Origin of the sequence: Streptomyces rimosus, from assembly GCF_008704655.1 — a bacterium.
GTDB classification, from domain to species: domain Bacteria; phylum Actinomycetota; class Actinomycetes; order Streptomycetales; family Streptomycetaceae; genus Streptomyces; species Streptomyces rimosus.
Map to the genome: position 1 here is coordinate 1,689,110 of NZ_CP023688.1, position 16,264 is coordinate 1,705,373.

Sequence of the window (16,264 nt, forward strand, 5' to 3'; positions counted from 1 at the left end):
ATGTCGGTGGTTGCGGGCGGGTACGGGGGGGCGGTCAGGCGACGACGGCAGCCGGGGGCCGCGGCCGCGCGTCCGGCTCCTGGGCCTCCAGCTCGCGTACGAGCGGCAGGACGCGCTTGCCGAAGTACTCGACCTCCTCCAGGTAGTGCAGGAAGCCGAGCAGGAAGAGGTCCACGCCGAGGCGCTTGTAGGCGACGATGCGTTCGGCGATCTGTTCCGGGGTGCCGATCAGCCCCGTACGGAACCCGTCGTTGTACTGCACGAGGTCCTCGAACGACGAGTCCTGCCACATGCCCTTGCCGTCGGCGGTGGAGCGGCCCGCCTGCCGCACGGCGTCCGAGAAGCCGTGTACGGCCTCGGTGTCCGCCTTGGCGACGATCTCCCGCAGCACCTCGCGGGCCTCCACCTCGGTGTCGCGGGCGATCAGGAAGCCGTTCAGTCCGAAGCGGGGCGCGGGCCGTCCGGCCGCGGCGGCCGAGGCATGCACGTCGTTGAGCTGTTCGGTGACGCCCGCGAAGTCCTTGCCGTTGCTGAAGTACCAGTCGGAGACCCGGCCCGCCATGGCGCGGGCGGCGGTGGAGTTGCCGCCCTGGAAGATCTCCGGGTGCGGGCGCAGCGGGGAGGTGACCGGCTTGGGCTTGAGCGAGAAGTCGCGGATCCGGTAGAAGTCGCCGGCCAGCCGCGCGCGGTCCTCGGTCCAGATGCCGCGCAGCGCGGTGATGAACTCCTCGGCCCGCCGGTAGCGTTCGTCGTGCTCCAGCCAGGGCTCGCCGAGCGCGGTGAACTCGCCCTTGAACCAGCCGCTGACGACGTTGACCGCGAACCGGCCGCCGGACAGCTGGTCCGCGGTGGCGCCGAGTTTGGCCAGGACGCCGGGGTGCCAGAGCCCGGGGTGGACGGCGGCGATGACCTTCAGACGCTCGGTGGCGAGCAGCAGCGCGAGGCTGAAGGAGGTGGACTCGTGCTGGTACTCGGCGCCGTAACTGGCCATGTAGCGGACCTGGGTGAGCGCGTAGTCGAAGCCGTTGCGCTCGGCCAGGACGGCCAGTTCGCGGTTGTATTCGTAGCCCCAGTCGGTGCGCTGCTCGATGGTGCTGGTGACGAGGCCGCCGCTGACGTTGGGCACCCAGTAGGCGAAGCGCAGCGGGTCGAAGGCGGGCGGGACGGGCATCAGGTACTCCCGGTGGGTCTGGGCGGGCAGGGGGAATTGCGGCATCGGCCGGGACGTGCATTCCATGCGTTTCGGAATGCGGAAATCAGCGCACGGACATGGCGAACAGGAGACGTGGCGAACCGGCCGTTACAGATGGCATGACGGGAAATCCGGAAGGTTCCGGAAAAAGATCAACCGGCTCGCCGGAAAACCGTCGGAGTATCCGGAACGGTGGCGTCCTTACCGGCCGGCGCGCCGACACAGGGCGCTGGAGACCCGTACGAGGTCCACATGACGGCGTTGTGTGAGCTGCCCGAGCTTCTTCATCAACGCGTCACCTCCTCGCAACAATTCGGCGGTAGGGCCACGGTCCGGCCAGCCGTTTCCCGCCACTTCCGGGAGTTTACCCAGGCTGCCGCCGCAGGTCGACAAGGCATCCGCGAGGTGGTGATAGGGTCCCCCTTCCACCGGGCCCCGAGCGGGGAATATCACCGGCCCCCGACCGGGGAATTCACCGGCGTCCGGCCATGCTTGGAGGCGGCTTGCCGTGCGAATAGAACAACTGGAATATCTGGCGGCGGTCACCCGGCTCGGGTCGCTGCGCCGGGCCGCCGAGGAGCTGCATCTGTCGCAGCCGGCGCTGAGCGAGACCGTCCGCAACCTGGAACGGGAGCTGGGCGTGGGGCTGCTGGACCGCAAGCGGTCCGGGGCGAAGATCAGCGACGAGGGGCGGGAGCTGCTGCCGCACATCGCCGGGGTGCTGGACGCGGTCGACCGGCTGCGCCGTGCGGCCGACGACCAGCACCAGGTCAGCCGGATGGTGCGGCTGGGCACGGTCAACGCGGCCACGGTCCCGCTGCTCGTCCCGGCCGTCCGGGAGTTCCGCGCCGCGCATCCGCTGACCCAGGTGGAGGTGGTCACCGCCCAGCAGGACGCCATCCAGCAGGGCCTGATGGAGGGCGGGTTCGACCTCGGGCTGGTCAACTACCTGCGGGGCGACGACCTGCCGCCCGGCCTGCACACCACCGAGCTGCTGCGCGGGCGCCCGGTCGTGTGCGTGCGCCCGGACAGCCCGCTGGCGGCGCTGGAGTCGGTCACCGTCGCGGACCTGCTGGCCGAGCCGCTGATCGTGATGCGCTCGGGGTACGTCATGCACCGTTACGTCCACCGGCTGCTCCGGGGCCGTACACCGTCCTTCTCGTACTCGACCGACGGCGCGGAGATGGGCAAGCTGATGGTGGCCGAAGGGCTCGGCGCCACCGTACTGCCCGACTACAGCGTGCTCGGCGATCCGCTGGAGCGCAGCGGGGCGATCACCTGCCGTCCGCTGGCGGACGACGCCACCGAGGTGCGCATGGTGATCCAGCGGCGCCGCGCCGGCTCGGTGCCCCGGGCGGCCCGGGATCTGCACGCGATCTTCGTCCGGCGCGCCGGGGAGCCGCCGCACCGGGGCACCCGGGCCGACGCGTGATGAGGCAGGATCGAAGAAGGGCGTACGGAGGAGGAGGTACGGCGCCGGGCGCCCCGCGCGACGGTTCCGTTCCGGTCGGGAGGTCGGTGTGGCGGTGGAGGTCACCTGGTGGGGGCACGCCACCGTCACGGTCACCGACTCGGGCGTACGGGTCCTGACCGACCCGCTGTTCGTCCGGCGCCTCGCGCACCTGCGCCGCCGCCGGGGCGCGCTCCCGCCGCCCGCCGCGGCCCGCGCCGACGCCGTGCTCGTCTCCCACCTGCACGCCGACCATCTGCACCCCGCCTCCCTGGCGCGCCTCGCGCCGGGCACGCGGCTGGTGGTGCCGTACGGGGCGGCCGCCGCGGTGCCCGGGCTGCGGCGGGTGGCGGCGGCCCGCGGCCTGCCGGTCACCGAGGTGCGACCCGGTGACACGGTGTCCGTACGCGCGTCCCGGAACGGCCACGGCCCCGCCGAGGTGACCGTCCGCGCGGTGCACGCGGCACACGACGGGCGCCGGCTGCCGTACGGGCCGCACCGGGTGCCCGCGCTCGGCTATGTGGTGCACGGCGCGGCGACGACGTACTTCGCGGGCGACACCGGGCTCTTCGACACGATGGCCGAGGAGGTCGGCGCCTGTGATGTGGCGCTGCTGCCGGTGGGCGGCTGGGGCCCGTTCCTGGGGCACGGGCATCTCGACGCGCGGCGTGCGGCCGAGGCGGCGGCCCGGCTCGGGCCGGTCAGCGCGGTCCCGGTGCACTACGGCACGTACTGGCCGATCGGCATGGACGCGGTGCGCCCCCACGAGTTCCACTCCCCCGGCGACGAGTTCGCGCGGCAGGCCGGGCTGCTGGCGCCGGAGGTGGCGGTGCACCGGCTGGCGCACGGCGAGTCCGTACGGCTGACGGGCGCGCGGTGATCGGCGGGCTGGCGGGCAGCCTGCCCGCCGAACCGGCACAGCAGGCGGTGGGCTATCCGTCACTGTTCCTGCTGGTGGTGCTGGGCTCGCTGGTACCAGTGGTGCCGACCGGCGCGGTGGTCAGCTCGGCCGCGGTGGTGGCCTTCCACCAGGGCTCGCCGTGGGCGCTGCTGTCGGTCTTCGGGGTGAGCGCCCTCGCCGCGTTCCTCGGCGACCTGGGGCTGTACTGGCTGGGCGGACGCGGCGTGCGCTCACGCAACGGTTCCCGCTGGCTGGACCGCCTGCGCGACCGCGCCGCGCCGGAACGGCTGGCACAGGCCCAGGCCGGGCTGCGCGCCCACGGGGTGCTGGTGCTCGTGCTGTCCCGCCTGGTGCCGGCCGGACGGATCCCGGTGATGCTGGCATGCCTGCTGGCACGAGTCCCCCTACGCCGCTTCGCCCACGGCGACCTGCCGGCCTGCCTGGCCTGGGCACTCACGTACCAGCTCATCGGCGTACTCGGCGGCTCCCTGTTCCCCAAACCGTGGCAGGGCGTGGCCACGGCGGTCGGACTGGCACTGCTGATCAGCGGGGCACCTGCGGTGTGGCGGCGGGTGCGGGGTGGGAGGGGTGGGTGAGGGGGTGTTCGCGATCCCGCCTCACCCCACCTCCCGTCCCTCCCCCTCCCCCAACACCCGCGACCCCCCAACCGCCAGATCCCACAAATCCTCGCGTGGGCGCCCGGTGGCCTCCCAGGCCGCGCGTACGCGGCGCAGCGGTTCCAAGGGGGCCTCGGCGGACAGCAAGAACGTCGACCAGTGCATGGGTGCCATCGCGCGGGCGCCCAGGTCGTGGCAGGCGCGGACTGCCTCCTCGGGGTCGGTGTGTACTGGGCGCAGCATCCAGCGCGGGTCGTAGGCGCCGATCGGGAGCAGTGCGAGGTCGATGTCCGGGTATCGGCTGCCGATCTCTTCGAACCAGTGGCCGTAGCCGGTGTCGCCCGCGAAGTACACCCGCCGCCCGTCCGGCGCGGTCAGGACCCAGCCGCCCCACAGGGAGCGGCAGGTGTCGGTCAGGGTGCGCTTGCTCCAGTGGTGGGCTGGCACGAAGTCGAAGCGGACCGGGCCCTCGGGGCCGGGCAGTTCGACGGCCTCCCACCAGTCCAGGTCGGTGACGTGGGTGAAGCGGCGCCGGCGGGCCCAGCGGGCGAGTCCGGCGGGCAGCAGTAGGGGGGTGTGCGGCGGCAGTTGCTTGAGGGTGGGCAGGTCGAGGTGGTCGTAGTGGTTGTGGCTGATGACCACCGCGTCGACGGGCGGCAGGTCCTGCCAGCGGACGCCGACCGGGGTGACGCGGGGCGGGGTGCCGAGGATCTTGCGGGACCACACGGGGTCGGTGAGCACGGTCAGGCCGCCGACGCGCAGCACCCAGCTGGCGTGTCCCACCCAGGTGACGGCGATCTCCCGGGGGCCGGGCTCCGGCAGTGGGCCCGGTTCGAAGGGGAGTTCTGGGATGTCCAGGAGTGCCTGGGCGGAGGGCCGCAGCTTGCCCTCGCGGGCGATGCGGGCGAGCGCGCGGACGCCGGGCAGCGGTGCGGTGAGACGGTCGGTGAAGTCGCGGGGCCACCGGCGGACCTCGCGGAGCGGGCGGAGCGCCGGGGATTCGGGGTGCGGGCCGGCCGGGTGCGGGGCGTCGGCGGTCGGGAGAGGCTCGGTGAGGGAACGTTCGGTCTGTTCGGTCATCGAGAGGCTCCATTCGGTGGGCGTGACCGGTCGTGGTGCCGGTCGCGGGCGAGAGCCGGGGCGGCCGGGAAGGCGGGGCCGGAGAGGGCGTACGGGCGGTACGCGGCAGGGCCGGGAGAGGCGTACGGGCGGTACGCGGCGGTCCCGGCGCTACGAGGGGCCGGTGTCCGTGAGCGACGCGAGCGTGGCGGACAGCGCGCTCAACGCCTCGGCGACATGCGGCAGTCGCAGCGGGTCGGTGGCGTCGAGGAGCTGCTGCCGCCGTCCGGCGTCGGGCCCGAGCAGCGCGTCGGTGCTCAGCCGTACGCGCAGCGCCCGGTGGTCGTCACCGAAGCGGTGCCCGCCGCGCGCCGCCCAGGGCGCGAGCGCGCCCTCCAGCTCGGCCGGGCCGGTGATGCCCTTGCCGGCCAGTACGGGGCGCAGCGGGTCGAAGTCGGCGTACAGATGGCTGCCCGCGTGCGGGGGACGGCAGACGGCGCCGCACGCGGTGAGGGCGTGGTGCAAGGCTCCGGCGAGCGTGCCGTGGGTGCGAGCCGCGGCGGCGGTGCGGGCGCGTACGGCCTCCGGTTCGGCGAGTGCCCGGGTGACGGCGGAGGCGACCGGGCCGGCCACCGGGGTGCGCAGCGCAGCCAGCCGGTCCAGCGTCGCGGCGCGCAGCCGGGCGGCGCGCCCGGTGTCCGGGAACCGGGCCAGCGCGGCGGGCCAGGAGGCCGGCGCCAGGGTGGCCCGCAGGTCGGTCAGGACGACGACATCGTCCGGCAGCATCTCGGCCGGGCTCAGGACGACCGTGTCGTGCGGGTCGTGCAGCAGGTCGCGGCCGGTCTCGTCGCTGACGATCCACAGCCCCTCCGCCGCGGCCGCCTCGCACACCTCGTGCACCAGTTCGGGTGGCGGGCAGGTGCCGCTGGGGTCGTCGGCGACGGACACCAGCAGGACCCGCGGTTCCTCGCCGGCCGCCCGGGCCCGGCGTACGGCCTCCAGCAGCGCGAACGCGTCCGGCACGCCACCGGATTCGGCCGGTACGGGGATGCGGTGCACCTGTCTGCCGAGCAGCCCGGCGCCCGGCGCGTACCACTCGGCGCAGGGGCGCGGCAGCAGCACGTCGCCGCCGGCCGCGGCGAGCAGGGCGAGGAGCAGGGCGGGCGCGCCCGGCGCGGCGAGCACCCGCTCCGGCACGGTCGCCAGACCCCGGCGGCCCCAGTAGTCGCAGGCGGCGGCGCGCAGCGGCCGGGACCCGCCGGGCGGCTCGGGTTCCGTACGGTCCGCCGCGGCGGTGAGGTGCGCGGCGAGTTCCGGGAGGACCGGCAGCCCCGCCGGGGGATCCGGCTCCGGGGCCGGATCCGGATCCAGGGCCGTCCGCTGCATCCGTACCTCCACACTCCACGGCAGGTCGATCGTGGGCCCATCACATGAGTGCGGGCCCCGACCACCTTTGCAGATCGCGAGGGCCGGGAGGCGGGGCGACACGTCACCGGTCGGCTGGAAGCCGGTGCGCGGGCGGCTGCGGCGGGGAGCCGTGCGGCCGCGGACCTACCGGCCGTGGCCGAGGCCCGGGGCGGCGGCACGGCCGGGCTCCGCCCCGTTGCGCCGCCGCGGCGCGATCGGTGTCCCGCGGCCGGTCGCAGGGGCCGGGAGGCGAGGTGACACGTCACCGGTCGGCTGAGAGCCGGTGCGCAGGCGGCTGCGGCGGGGAGCCGTGCGGCCGCGGACTCACCGGCCGTGGCCAAGGCCCGGTGCGGGCGTACGGCCGGGCTCCGCTCCGTTGCGCGCCGCGGCGCGGCCGGGGTCCCGTGGCCGGTCGCCCAGGCACCGCAGCTCCGACTCCAGTCCGTGTCCGCGGGTACGGACCAGGGCGCCGGCGAGGTCGGACAGTTTGCGGTTGGTGCGCTGCGACAGGCGGCGCAGCGTGTCGAAGGCGGTGTCCGGGTCGCACCCCAGCACGTACATGAGGATGCCGCATGCCTGGTCGACCACCGGCCGGGTGCGCAGGGCGGTGTCGAGCTGGTCCACCTCGGCGAGGGCATCGCGGTAGCGGCGCTCCCGGGCCAGTCCGGTGGCGGCCAGCTCGCCGAGCACGTCGGTGGCCGTACAGCCCTTCTCGACCTTCAGGCCGGGGCGGAAACCGTAGACGGTGATGGTGAGGGTGATGCCGTCCCGGCGGTACGGGAGGGTGGCGCTGGAGCGTACGCCCGCCTGGAGTGCCTCGGCCCGGTACTCCGGCCAGCGGCGCTCGTGCAGCAGGTCGTCGGCGCCGGTGGCCCGGCCACTGTCCAGAGCCGTGGGGATGGGCCCTTCGCCGGACTCCCACTGGACACTGACGAGGGCGGACAGATCGGGGTGGGTCACCGCGGTGGGTGCCTCGGCGGTGTCCTCGCCGGTGCTCACCGTGGCGGCGGCACCGCAGCTGTCGGGGGTGCACCAGGCGGCCTGCTCGGCGAGATGCGCCAGGCTACGGGCGGGCGCGCCCTCGTCGAGGTCGGACGCCCCGGCCTCGAAGAGCGTGCGCATAGGCGTCGTTGCGTCCACTGTGGCTCAGTCCCTTCGGGTGCGTGGGCCGCAACGGGTCGGCTGCCCGGTGCGGGCGGGCGAAAACACCAAAATCCCGTCGAGTTGCGGTGGCGGAGCCGCGGTGTCCGGACGGCTTGGTCCGCGCGGGGTACGGTCCGGGGGCGCACCGGCTAGCGTGAGGGCATGGCCGAGGGCGAGCGTGTGACGGCGGAACTCACCGATTTCCGCAGACGGGTGGACGAGCTGCGCGCCGCCCGCGCCCTGCCCTCCACCGAGCGGCTGTCCGTCCTGGACGCCGCTCTGCTGGAGCTCCAGCACGTGGTCGATGTGATCCTGCCGCGCCTGGAGCGGGGGCTGCCCGGGGAGCGCGACAACGGCGCCCGGCGCGCCGCCGACGAACAGCAGCTGCTGCGGGCGCTGTTCCAGCGGATGCCGTACGCGGTCGCGCTGCTGGGCCCGGACACGGTGATACGGCGGCTGAACTTCGCGGGGACCCGGCTGTTCGGCATGCGCGCCGGCTATGCGGCGGGCCGTCCGCTGACCGCCTCGCTCGCCCCCGAGGAGCGGGCCGCCTTCCGCTCGCAGGTGGCGGCGGTCTCCCGCAACGAGGGCGACCGCAGCCTGGTGGTGCGGCTGCTGCCGCCGCCGGACGGGGCGCGGCGGGAGGGCGAGTCGCTGCGCGCGACGATGACGGCGCTGCGGCCCCGCGGCGAGACCGGCACGTCCGTGCTCACGGTCTTCCTCACCGGTCCGGAGGCGCTGGCGGCGGACCGGGGCGGCCGGAGCGGGCGCGGCGCCGGCCGCGCGACGATGCCGCCCGGCCTGGCCGAGCTGACCCGCACCACGGAGCTGATGGACCTCCTGGACGACATGACCATGACGCTCCTGGAGGCGCCGCGGGACCCCATCGCGATACTGGACCAGGCGTGCCGGGTGCTGCGCGGCCGGTTCGCCGACTGGGTGACGGCCGATCTGGTCACCCGCGGCGGCGGCCCGTTGGTGCGGGTGGCTGTGTACGGGGGCGCCGGCCCGGCCGCTCCGTACGACGGGGACGACGCGTACGACGACAAGGACGCCGCCGGTGAGGGCGCGGCACCGGACGCCCCTGCGGACCGGCGCGGCGCCACGGCCCCGTCCGGCCGGCCGGCCGCGCGCGCCGCCCGGGCCCCGGACGGCACGGACACCTTGCGGGCCACCCTGGCCTCCCAGCTGCCCGGGGACTGCCCGGTCGTGGTCGAGGCGGCCCGCGCGGGCAACGCCCATCTCCAGGTGCGCCCGGAGGACCTGGGCGCGTTCGGCCACGACGCGGACGGGGTGCCGATCCTCGCCCGCGCCGGGGTGACCTCGCTGCTGTGCGTGCCGCTGCGGGCGCGGTCGGGGCCGGTGCGCGGTGTGCTGACGCTGCTGCGCACGGGCGGGCGGCGGGCGTTCAGCATGGCCGAGGCGGGCACCGTCGACCGGATGGCCCGTCATCTGGGGCGGGCGCTGCGCCCCTGAGCGACGGGCCGGTCGCTGCGCCCCTGAGGGGCGGTTCAGCGGGTGGTGTAGCCGCCGTTGAGGAAGATCGTCTGGCCGTTCGCCCACCAGCCGTCGGTCAGCAGGTGCCGCACCCACGGCACGATGTCCTCGATCTTGGTGAGGTCGCCGTTCATCGCCGAGGACTTGTGGAACGCGATGGAGTCCTCGTCCTCCGCCGGATAGAAGAACGGGGTGTCCATCGGCCCCGGCGCGAGGGTGTTGACGGAGATGTTGCGGCCGAACAGCTCCTTGGACAGGGCGCGGGTGAAGTGCTCGACCGGCGCCTTGCTGCCCGCGTAGACGGAGTACAGACCGGTGTAGGCGGCGAGCAGCGAGGTGACGATCGTGATGATCTTGCCGCCGTCCTCGACGCGGCGGGCCGCCTCGCGCATGACGAAGAACGCGGCCTTGGAGTTGACCGCGAACATCCGGTCGTACTCCTCCTCCGTGATCTCCGTGACCGGCTTCTTCAGCACCATGCCCGCGGTGTTGACACTGTGGTCGATCTTGCCGAACCGGCTGCCGACCTCGTCGAAGGCCCGCTCCACCTCCGCCACACGGGTCAGGTCGGCCTGCAGCGCGAACGCCTCGCCGGGGCCCGCGTTGATCCGCTCGACGACCTCCTCGGCCTGCGCCCGGGAGGAGTCGCTGTTGTAGTGCACCGCCACCCTGGCGCCCTCGGCACCGAGCGTGGTGCTGATGAGAGCGCCGAGGTTGCGGGACGCGCCTCCGACGAAGGCGACCTTGCCGTCGAGTGTCTTGTCCGGGGTGTTGCCCATCACCGTCTCCTTGCACGTGAGCGCCGCGGGGTACTGCAAGGAGGTTGAACGCCCCGGCGGCTTCCGCAACGGTCCGCGCGCGGATTCACCCGTACGCCGCGGGCCGCTCACGAGGAGCGGCCCGCGGAGGAGGCCGGGGCCCTTCCGGAGGGCCCCGGCAGCGGAACGGCTACGCCGCCCGGCCCGCCACCTGGTCGCACAGGCGGGTGCAGGTGCGGTTGATGAGGCGGGAGACGTGCATCTGGGAGATGCCGAGCCGGTCGGCGATCCGGCTCTGCGTCATGTCGCAGAAGAACCGCAGGTAGAGGATCTGCCGCTCGCGTTCGGGGAGCATCCGCAGCTTGGGGCGGATCGCCTCGCGGTCGACGACGAGGTCGAAGCCGGGCTCCGGGCCGCCGAGGGTGTCGACGAGCGCGTATCCGTCGTCGGCGCCCGGCAGTTCGGCGTCCAGGGAGAGCGTCGAGTAGCTCTCCAGGGCCTCCATGCCGATCAGCACCTCCTCCAGCGTCATGCCGGTGTGCCGGGCGATGTCCCGGGCCGGGGGGCGGTGGTCGTCGGGCGCGTGGGTGAGTTCGATGGTGGCCGCACGGACGCGGTTGCGCAGTTCCTGGACGCGGCGGGGCACGTGCAGGCCCCACATGTGGTCGCGGAAGTGCCGCTTGACCTCGCCGACGATGGTCGGCACGGCGAAGCTCTCGAAGGCGCAGCCGCGGTCCGGGTCGTACCGGTCGACGGCCTTGACCAGGCCGAGCGCCGCGACCTGCGTCAGGTCCTCGGTGGTCTCCCCGCGGTTGCGGAACTGCCGCGCGAGGCGTTCGGCCATCGGGATCCAGGCGCAGACGATGCTCTGGCGCAGCGCGTCGCGCTCCGGCCCGTCGGGCAGCGCCATCAGCCTGCGGAAGTCGGCGCCGGTGTCCGGCGCGTCGTCGTGCGGGTGCTTGTTCTGGGGGGTGCGGCGCGCGCCGCCCGGGCACTCGGTGTGCCGGCCGCGCGAGGCGCCCTGGCGTAGGGGTGTGCGTACAGAGGGCATGGTCTCGGCTCCCTGATCGGTGGACGGGGGTCCTCCGTGGGAGCGCAGCCGGAGTGCACGCTCGCAGGGCGAATTCGCTCCCACGGGCGTGCCTCCGGTCCGAAGCACACCGATCGCGTGCCCGGAGCCGGTGCCGGTAAACGCCCGGGGCGCCGAATCCACCGGGCCGGGCGCCCGGTCCGGAGGTTTCCGGCCCCGGGGCCCGGTAACCCGTGCGGGACGGCCGCTGACACCGGGTCATGGTCCGGCCCGCAGCGCCGGGACGGCAGGAGCGGCAGGCGTGAGCGCCGGACCCGGGCCCGTACCGAGACGGAAGGAGCCACCCCCGCCATGAACGTCGAGCGGCTGGACGTCACCGCCTACACCGTCCCCACCGACGCGCCCGAAGCCGACGGCACCCTCGCGTGGGACACCACCACTGTCATCGTCGTCGAGGCCCGCTCCGGCACGACCACCGGCCTCGGCTGGACCTATGCCGCCGCCGACACCGGCTCGGTCGTCCGCGACCTGCTCACCCGGCCGGTCCTCGGCCGCAGCGCGCTGGACGTGCAGGGCACGTACGAGGCGATGAGCCGGACGGTGCGCAACGCGGGCCGGCCCGGCCTGGTGGCGTGCGCGCTGTCGGCCGTGGACATCGCGCTGTGGGACCTCAAGGCGCGGCTGCTGGAGCTGCCGCTGCTGCATCTGATCGGCGCGGTGCGCGCCGCGGTGCCGGTCTACGGGTCGGGCGGGTTCACCACGTACCACGACACCCATCTGGCGACCCAGCTGAACGGCTGGGTGCACGGCCAGGGCATCGAACGGGTCAAGATCAAGATCGGTGAGGAGTGGGGCCGGGCCGTCGAACGCGACCTGACCCGCGTGCGGCACGCCCGTACGGCCATCGGCCCGCACGCCGAACTGTACGTGGACGCCAACGGCGCCTACACGCGCAAGCAGGCCGTCCGGATCGGCCAGGTCCTCGCCGACCAGGGCGTGGGCTGGTTCGAGGAGCCGGTGTCCTCCGACGACCTGGAGGGGCTGCGGGTGGTCCGGGACCTGGTGGTGTGCGATGTGGCGGCCGGTGAGTACGGCTACGACCTGCCGTACTTCGCCCGCATGGCGCCGGTCGTGGACTGCCTCCAGATCGACGCGACCCGCTGCGGCGGACTGACGGTCTGGCTGCGTGCCGCGGCCCTCGCCGAGGCCCACGGCCTGGAGGTCTCCGCGCACTGCGCCCCGCACGCGCACGCCCACCCGGCCGCGTGCGTGCCGAACTTCCGGCACATCGAGTGGTTCCACGACCATGTGCGCATCGAGTCGATGTTCTTCGACGGCGGCCTCGACCCGTCGGGCGGCACCGTACGGCCCGGCGCGAACCGCCTCCCGGGCCACGGCCTCCGGTTCCGCCACGAGGAGGCGACGCCGTACCGGGTGCTGTGAGGGGCGGGCGGCGGGCGAACGGGGAACCGGGCGCGGGACCCCACATCCCGCGCCCGGACTCTCCCCACCATCCCTTTTCCCGTGCCCCGCTGTGCTCCGCGGCCTTCTCCGTGACCGCTCGGCCGGGGCCCGGGTACCAAGGGCCGCGCGCGGTCAAACATCCCCGGGTCAGGCGCCGGTACGGGCGCGGGCGCCGGAGCGGGTACGCCCGGAGGCGACCCAGCGGCGCGGATGGCGGCGCAGGTACTCGCCTTCCAGTTCGGCCATGCGTGCGTTGTGGGTGGCGAGCGCGTCGCTGGAGCCGTGCAGCAGCGTGTCGTGCCGGGTGCGGTGGATGGTCTCCAGCTCGCGCAGCAGCTGCTGTTCGTCGAGGCGCGCGGGCGGGACTCCGGGCGTGGCGGTCAGGTCCTGCGCGGGCCGCACAACGTCCGCGGGCGTGTCGTGGGACGGCATCGGGGCTTCTCCCTCCGTGTCGGGTGCCTCCGTTCGGGTACCCGGCGGCTCAACCACCCGGACACGTCCGGCGGCAGGCCCGGCCCGAGCCCCGGAGGCGGACATGGAACTCGGCTTCCTCACCCCACTCACTACCAGGACGGGCCCCGGCTCCGCGGGCCGTTTTGGCACCTGTGGCCATCCGGTCCGCCCGGTCGCCTCCTTCGATCGTACGAGCCCGGCCTCCGCTCGGCGCGGCGACCGGAACCCGAGACAAGGCGGTCAGCCATGGCACAGTTCGTGAGGGACGTCATGACGTCGGGCGTCGCGGCGGTCCAGCCGGACGCCTCGCTCGTGGAGGCGGCGCAGCTGATGCGCGCGCAGGACATCGGCGACGTGCTGGTGACACAGGACGGCGTACTGCTGGGCGTGGTCACCGACCGCGACATCACGCTGCGGGCGGTGGCCGACGGCGTCGACCCGCTCGCCGTGTCCTGCCGCTCGGTGTGCACGCCCGAGCCGGTCTGCGTGGCCCCCGACGACGACATCAGCGAGGCGGTGACGCTGATGCGCGCCAACGCGGTGCGGCGGCTGCCGGTGGTGGAGAACGGGACGCCGGTGGGCGTGGTCAGCATCGGCGACCTGGCCCGCGCGCAGGACCCGGACTCGGCGCTCGCGGACATCAGCCGGGCCGCCCCGGACGGCGGCACGATGGGCCCCGGCCGCGTCTGACGGCCGGGGCCGTACCGGAATCACGCCCCTGTTCGACCGAATTGATCTGATAGGAGCCGGTTGCGGATGAAGCGGATGATGCCGGGCACGTCGGCGTTACTGTCTGCGCCCCGCCCTTTGGGGTACAGGTGGCGCATGCGAAAGCTGCTGAGCACATGGGACCGCCGGATCTTCGACAGCGTGGCGTCACGGCACTGGCCGGGCGCGCAGCGGGTGCTGCCCCGGCTGACGCGCACCGCCGACCACGGCGTCCTGTGGATGGGCATCGCGGCGGGCGCCGCCGTCCTGGGCGGACGGCCGATGCGGCGGGCCGCGCTGCGCGGTGTGGCCTCGCTGGCGACGGCGTCGGCGACGGTCAACACCCTGGGCAAGCGCTCCGTCCGCCGCGACCGGCCGCTGCTGGACGCCGTGCCGGTGATACGGCAGCTGAGCCGCCAGCCGTTCACCACCTCCTTCCCGTCCGGCCACGCGGCCTCGGCGGCGGCGTTCGCCACCGGTGTCGCGTTCGAGAACAAGTGGTGGGGGCTGGCCCTGGCGCCGGTCGCCGCCTCCGTCGCGTTCTCCCGCGTGTACACCGGTGTGCACTATCCGGGCGACGTGCTGGCGGGCGCCGCGCTCGGGGTGGGCGCGGCGCTGGCCGTACGGGGGCTCGCGCCGACCCGGGCACAGCTGGCGCCCCCGGCGCGCCCGGCGGCCGACGCGCCCGCGCTGCCCGGGGGCCGCGGGCTGTTCGTGGTGGCCAACCACGCGTCCGGGCAGCGCACCGGGCCGCGCCCCGACCGGGAGCAGGAGGTGCGCAGCGTGCTGCCGGAGGCCGAGGTGGTGCTGTGCGGCGATCCGGAGTGCCCGCCGATGGACAAGGCGCTGGAGGAGGCCGCCGGGCAGGCCAAGCGGGCGGGCGGCGCGCTGGGGGTGCTGGGCGGCGACGGCACGGTCTGCGCCGCGGCGACGGCCGCCGTACGGCACGGCGTGCCGCTGGCGGTGCTGCCCGGCGGCACCCGCAACCACTTCGCGTACGACCTGGGCATCGAGACCCTGGGGGACGCCGCCCGCGCGGTGACCAGCGGTGAGGCGGTCGCGGTGGACCTGGCCGGTTTCCGTACCGCGCGGGGCGGGGACCCGACGTACTTCCTCAACACCTTCTCCGTCGGCGCGTACCCGGAGCTGGTGCGGGTGCGCGAGGAGTGGGCGGGCCGGATCGGGGCCTGGCCGGCCGGGGTGCTGGCGGCCTGGAAGGTGCTGCGCACGGCCGACCCGGTGACGGTGGAGGTCAACGGGAAGCGGCGGGAGGTCTGGTTGCTGTTCGCGGGCAACTGCGCGTACCGCGGGCTGGGCCTGGCGCCGGTGCGGCGGCACGACCTGGCGGACGGCGTGCTGGACGTGCGGGTGGTGCACGGCGGGCGGCTGGCCCGTACGCGGCTGCTGACCGCGGCCCTGACGGGCGCGCTGCGGCACTCCCCCGTACTGAGCGAGTCCCGGGTGCGCTCGCTGCGGATCGGCGGGCTCACGGAGGGCAGCGTGCTGGCGTACGACGGTGAAGTGGCGGACGCCCCGCGCGAGTTGACGATCTGCAAGGAGAACGAGGCGTTGACCGTCTACCGCCTGCTGCCCGAATAGCGAGATGGCATTCTCATGATGCGGTCACCCGGCGTACGGTGAGGAGGCCCACCGACCGGGAGCGCGAAGGAGCCGTCCGCCATGCCGCACGAGTCCGCCGTCTACACCCACGGCCACCACGAGTCCGTCCTGCGCTCGCACACCTGGCGCACCGCGGCCAACTCGGCCGCGTACCTGGTGGGCGCGCTGAAGCCGCACATGGAGATCCTGGACATCGGCTGCGGCCCGGGCACCATCACGGCCGATCTGGCCGCGCTGGTGCCGCAGGGCCGGGTGACCGGGCTGGAGCGGGCACCTGAGGTGCTGGAGCGGGCGCGGGCCACGGTCGAGGAGCGCGGCCTGGCCAACGTCCGCTTCGTGACCGGCGATGTCCACGCACTGGACTTCCCGGACGCCTCCTTCTGCGTCACCCACGCCCACCAGGTCCTCCAGCATGTGGGCGACCCGGTACAGGCGCTGCGCGAGATGCGCCGCGTGACGAAGCCGGGCGGCATGGTGGCCGTACGGGACGCCGACTACGCGGCCATGACCTGGTACCCGGCGGTCGAGGGGCTGGACGGCTGGCTGGACCTCTACCACCGGGTGGCCCGCGCCAACGGCGGCGAGCCGGACGCGGGCCGGCGCCTGCGCGCCTGGGCGCGGGAGGCCGGCTTCGCCGACGCCTCGATCACCTCGACCGCCACCGCCTGGTGCTATGCGGCCCCCGAGGAACGCGCCTGGTGGAGCGGCCTGTGGGCGGACCGCACGGTCGCCTCCTCCTACGCCCGGCTGGCGGTGGACGGCGGCCACGCCACCGAGGACGAGCTGCACCGGATCGCCGCCGCCTGGCGGGAGTGGGGCGCGCGGGAGGACGGCTGGTTCGGGGTCCTGCACGGGGAGGTGCTGTGCCGGGTGTGAGAGTCCGCGCCCGGACAGTCGCGCCCTGATGGCGGCCGGGCCCGCACGGTGGGGCCGCGCCCGGGTCCGTACGGGCCCGTACGGCGGCC

16 protein-coding genes are annotated in these 16,264 nt (G+C 74.5%); 8 read left to right on the forward strand and 8 right to left on the reverse strand.

Annotated elements, in window-relative coordinates; translation table 11 throughout:
* Positions 1–34: 34 nt before the first annotated feature.
* Positions 35–1,171 (reverse strand): dimethylsulfone monooxygenase SfnG, encoded by a 1,137-nt coding sequence (gene sfnG / locus CP984_RS06840; protein WP_032921818.1) that lies wholly within the window; start codon positions 1,169–1,171, stop codon positions 35–37.
* Between the two features lie 222 nt (positions 1,172–1,393).
* Positions 1,394–1,480 carry a putative leader peptide gene (locus CP984_RS42985; RefSeq protein ID WP_351860154.1) on the reverse strand — a complete coding sequence of 29 codons (87 nt, stop codon included), beginning with the start codon at positions 1,478–1,480 and terminating at the stop codon, positions 1,394–1,396.
* 220 nt (positions 1,481–1,700) lie between these two features.
* Here CP984_RS42985 and CP984_RS06845 point away from each other — a divergent pair, with 220 nt between their 5' ends.
* From CP984_RS06845 to CP984_RS06855, 3 genes are all read left to right on the forward strand, one after another.
* On the forward strand, positions 1,701–2,624 hold the full coding sequence (locus CP984_RS06845) for a LysR family transcriptional regulator (protein WP_003985378.1): 924 nt from the start codon (positions 1,701–1,703) through the stop codon (positions 2,622–2,624).
* Between the two features lie 88 nt (positions 2,625–2,712).
* Entirely contained in the window at positions 2,713–3,522 is an 810-nt protein-coding gene (locus CP984_RS06850; protein WP_030185616.1) for an MBL fold metallo-hydrolase, read from the forward strand.
* On the forward strand, positions 3,519–4,139 hold the full coding sequence (locus tag CP984_RS06855) for a DedA family protein (RefSeq protein ID WP_003987388.1): 621 nt from the start codon (positions 3,519–3,521) through the stop codon (positions 4,137–4,139). Before CP984_RS06850 ends, CP984_RS06855 begins: the two co-directional genes overlap by 4 nt.
* A gap of 21 nt (positions 4,140–4,160) precedes the next feature.
* On the opposite strand, the gene CP984_RS06860 is transcribed toward CP984_RS06855, so the two are convergent.
* The 3 genes from CP984_RS06860 to CP984_RS06870 form a co-directional block, all read right to left on the reverse strand.
* Complete coding sequence (locus tag CP984_RS06860; RefSeq protein ID WP_030185003.1) at positions 4,161–5,240, reverse strand: MBL fold metallo-hydrolase; 1,080 nt, start codon at positions 5,238–5,240, stop codon at positions 4,161–4,163.
* Positions 5,241–5,390: 150 nt separating this feature from the next.
* Entirely contained in the window at positions 5,391–6,605 is a 1,215-nt protein-coding gene (locus tag CP984_RS06865; RefSeq protein WP_030185000.1) for an aminotransferase class I/II-fold pyridoxal phosphate-dependent enzyme, read from the reverse strand.
* A 345-nt stretch (positions 6,606–6,950) separates the two neighbouring features.
* Positions 6,951–7,748: an ANTAR domain-containing response regulator gene (locus tag CP984_RS06870; protein ID WP_003987455.1), complete on the reverse strand. Its 798-nt coding sequence runs from the start codon at positions 7,746–7,748 to the stop codon at positions 6,951–6,953.
* A gap of 183 nt (positions 7,749–7,931) precedes the next feature.
* Between CP984_RS06870 and CP984_RS06875 the strand changes: the two genes are divergently transcribed.
* A complete protein-coding gene (locus CP984_RS06875) occupies positions 7,932–9,245 on the forward strand; it encodes a PAS domain-containing protein (RefSeq protein WP_030184997.1) in 1,314 nt (437 codons plus the stop codon).
* A gap of 35 nt (positions 9,246–9,280) precedes the next feature.
* Here the strand turns inward: CP984_RS06875 and CP984_RS06880 are convergent, their stop codons facing one another.
* Both CP984_RS06880 and CP984_RS06885 read right to left on the reverse strand, forming a co-directional pair.
* A complete protein-coding gene (locus CP984_RS06880) occupies positions 9,281–10,045 on the reverse strand; it encodes an SDR family oxidoreductase (protein WP_003987158.1) in 765 nt (254 codons plus the stop codon).
* A gap of 169 nt (positions 10,046–10,214) precedes the next feature.
* Positions 10,215–11,075, reverse strand: coding sequence for a SigB/SigF/SigG family RNA polymerase sigma factor (locus CP984_RS06885; protein ID WP_003987157.1), 861 nt, complete (start codon positions 11,073–11,075; stop codon positions 10,215–10,217).
* Between the two features lie 330 nt (positions 11,076–11,405).
* Here CP984_RS06885 and CP984_RS06890 point away from each other — a divergent pair, with 330 nt between their 5' ends.
* Complete coding sequence (locus CP984_RS06890; RefSeq protein WP_003987155.1) at positions 11,406–12,497, forward strand: enolase C-terminal domain-like protein; 1,092 nt, start codon at positions 11,406–11,408, stop codon at positions 12,495–12,497.
* 168 nt (positions 12,498–12,665) lie between these two features.
* Here the strand turns inward: CP984_RS06890 and CP984_RS06895 are convergent, their stop codons facing one another.
* Positions 12,666–12,950 carry a DUF6158 family protein gene (locus CP984_RS06895; RefSeq protein WP_003987154.1) on the reverse strand — a complete coding sequence of 95 codons (285 nt, stop codon included), beginning with the start codon at positions 12,948–12,950 and terminating at the stop codon, positions 12,666–12,668.
* A 267-nt stretch (positions 12,951–13,217) separates the two neighbouring features.
* On the opposite strand from CP984_RS06895, the gene CP984_RS06900 reads away from it, so the two are divergent.
* The 3 genes from CP984_RS06900 to CP984_RS06910 all read left to right on the forward strand — a co-directional run bounded on the left by CP984_RS06900 (position 13,218) and on the right by CP984_RS06910 (position 16,175).
* Positions 13,218–13,661 carry a CBS domain-containing protein gene (locus tag CP984_RS06900; RefSeq protein WP_003987153.1) on the forward strand — a complete coding sequence of 148 codons (444 nt, stop codon included), beginning with the start codon at positions 13,218–13,220 and terminating at the stop codon, positions 13,659–13,661.
* Between the two features lie 135 nt (positions 13,662–13,796).
* The gene (locus CP984_RS06905; protein ID WP_030184989.1) at positions 13,797–15,278 is read left to right on the forward strand and encodes a bifunctional phosphatase PAP2/diacylglycerol kinase family protein; all 1,482 of its coding nucleotides are present in this window, start codon (positions 13,797–13,799) and stop codon (positions 15,276–15,278) included.
* Between the two features lie 81 nt (positions 15,279–15,359).
* Positions 15,360–16,175 (forward strand): class I SAM-dependent methyltransferase, encoded by an 816-nt coding sequence (locus tag CP984_RS06910; protein WP_003981768.1) that lies wholly within the window; start codon positions 15,360–15,362, stop codon positions 16,173–16,175.
* Positions 16,176–16,264: the final 89 nt, after the last annotated feature.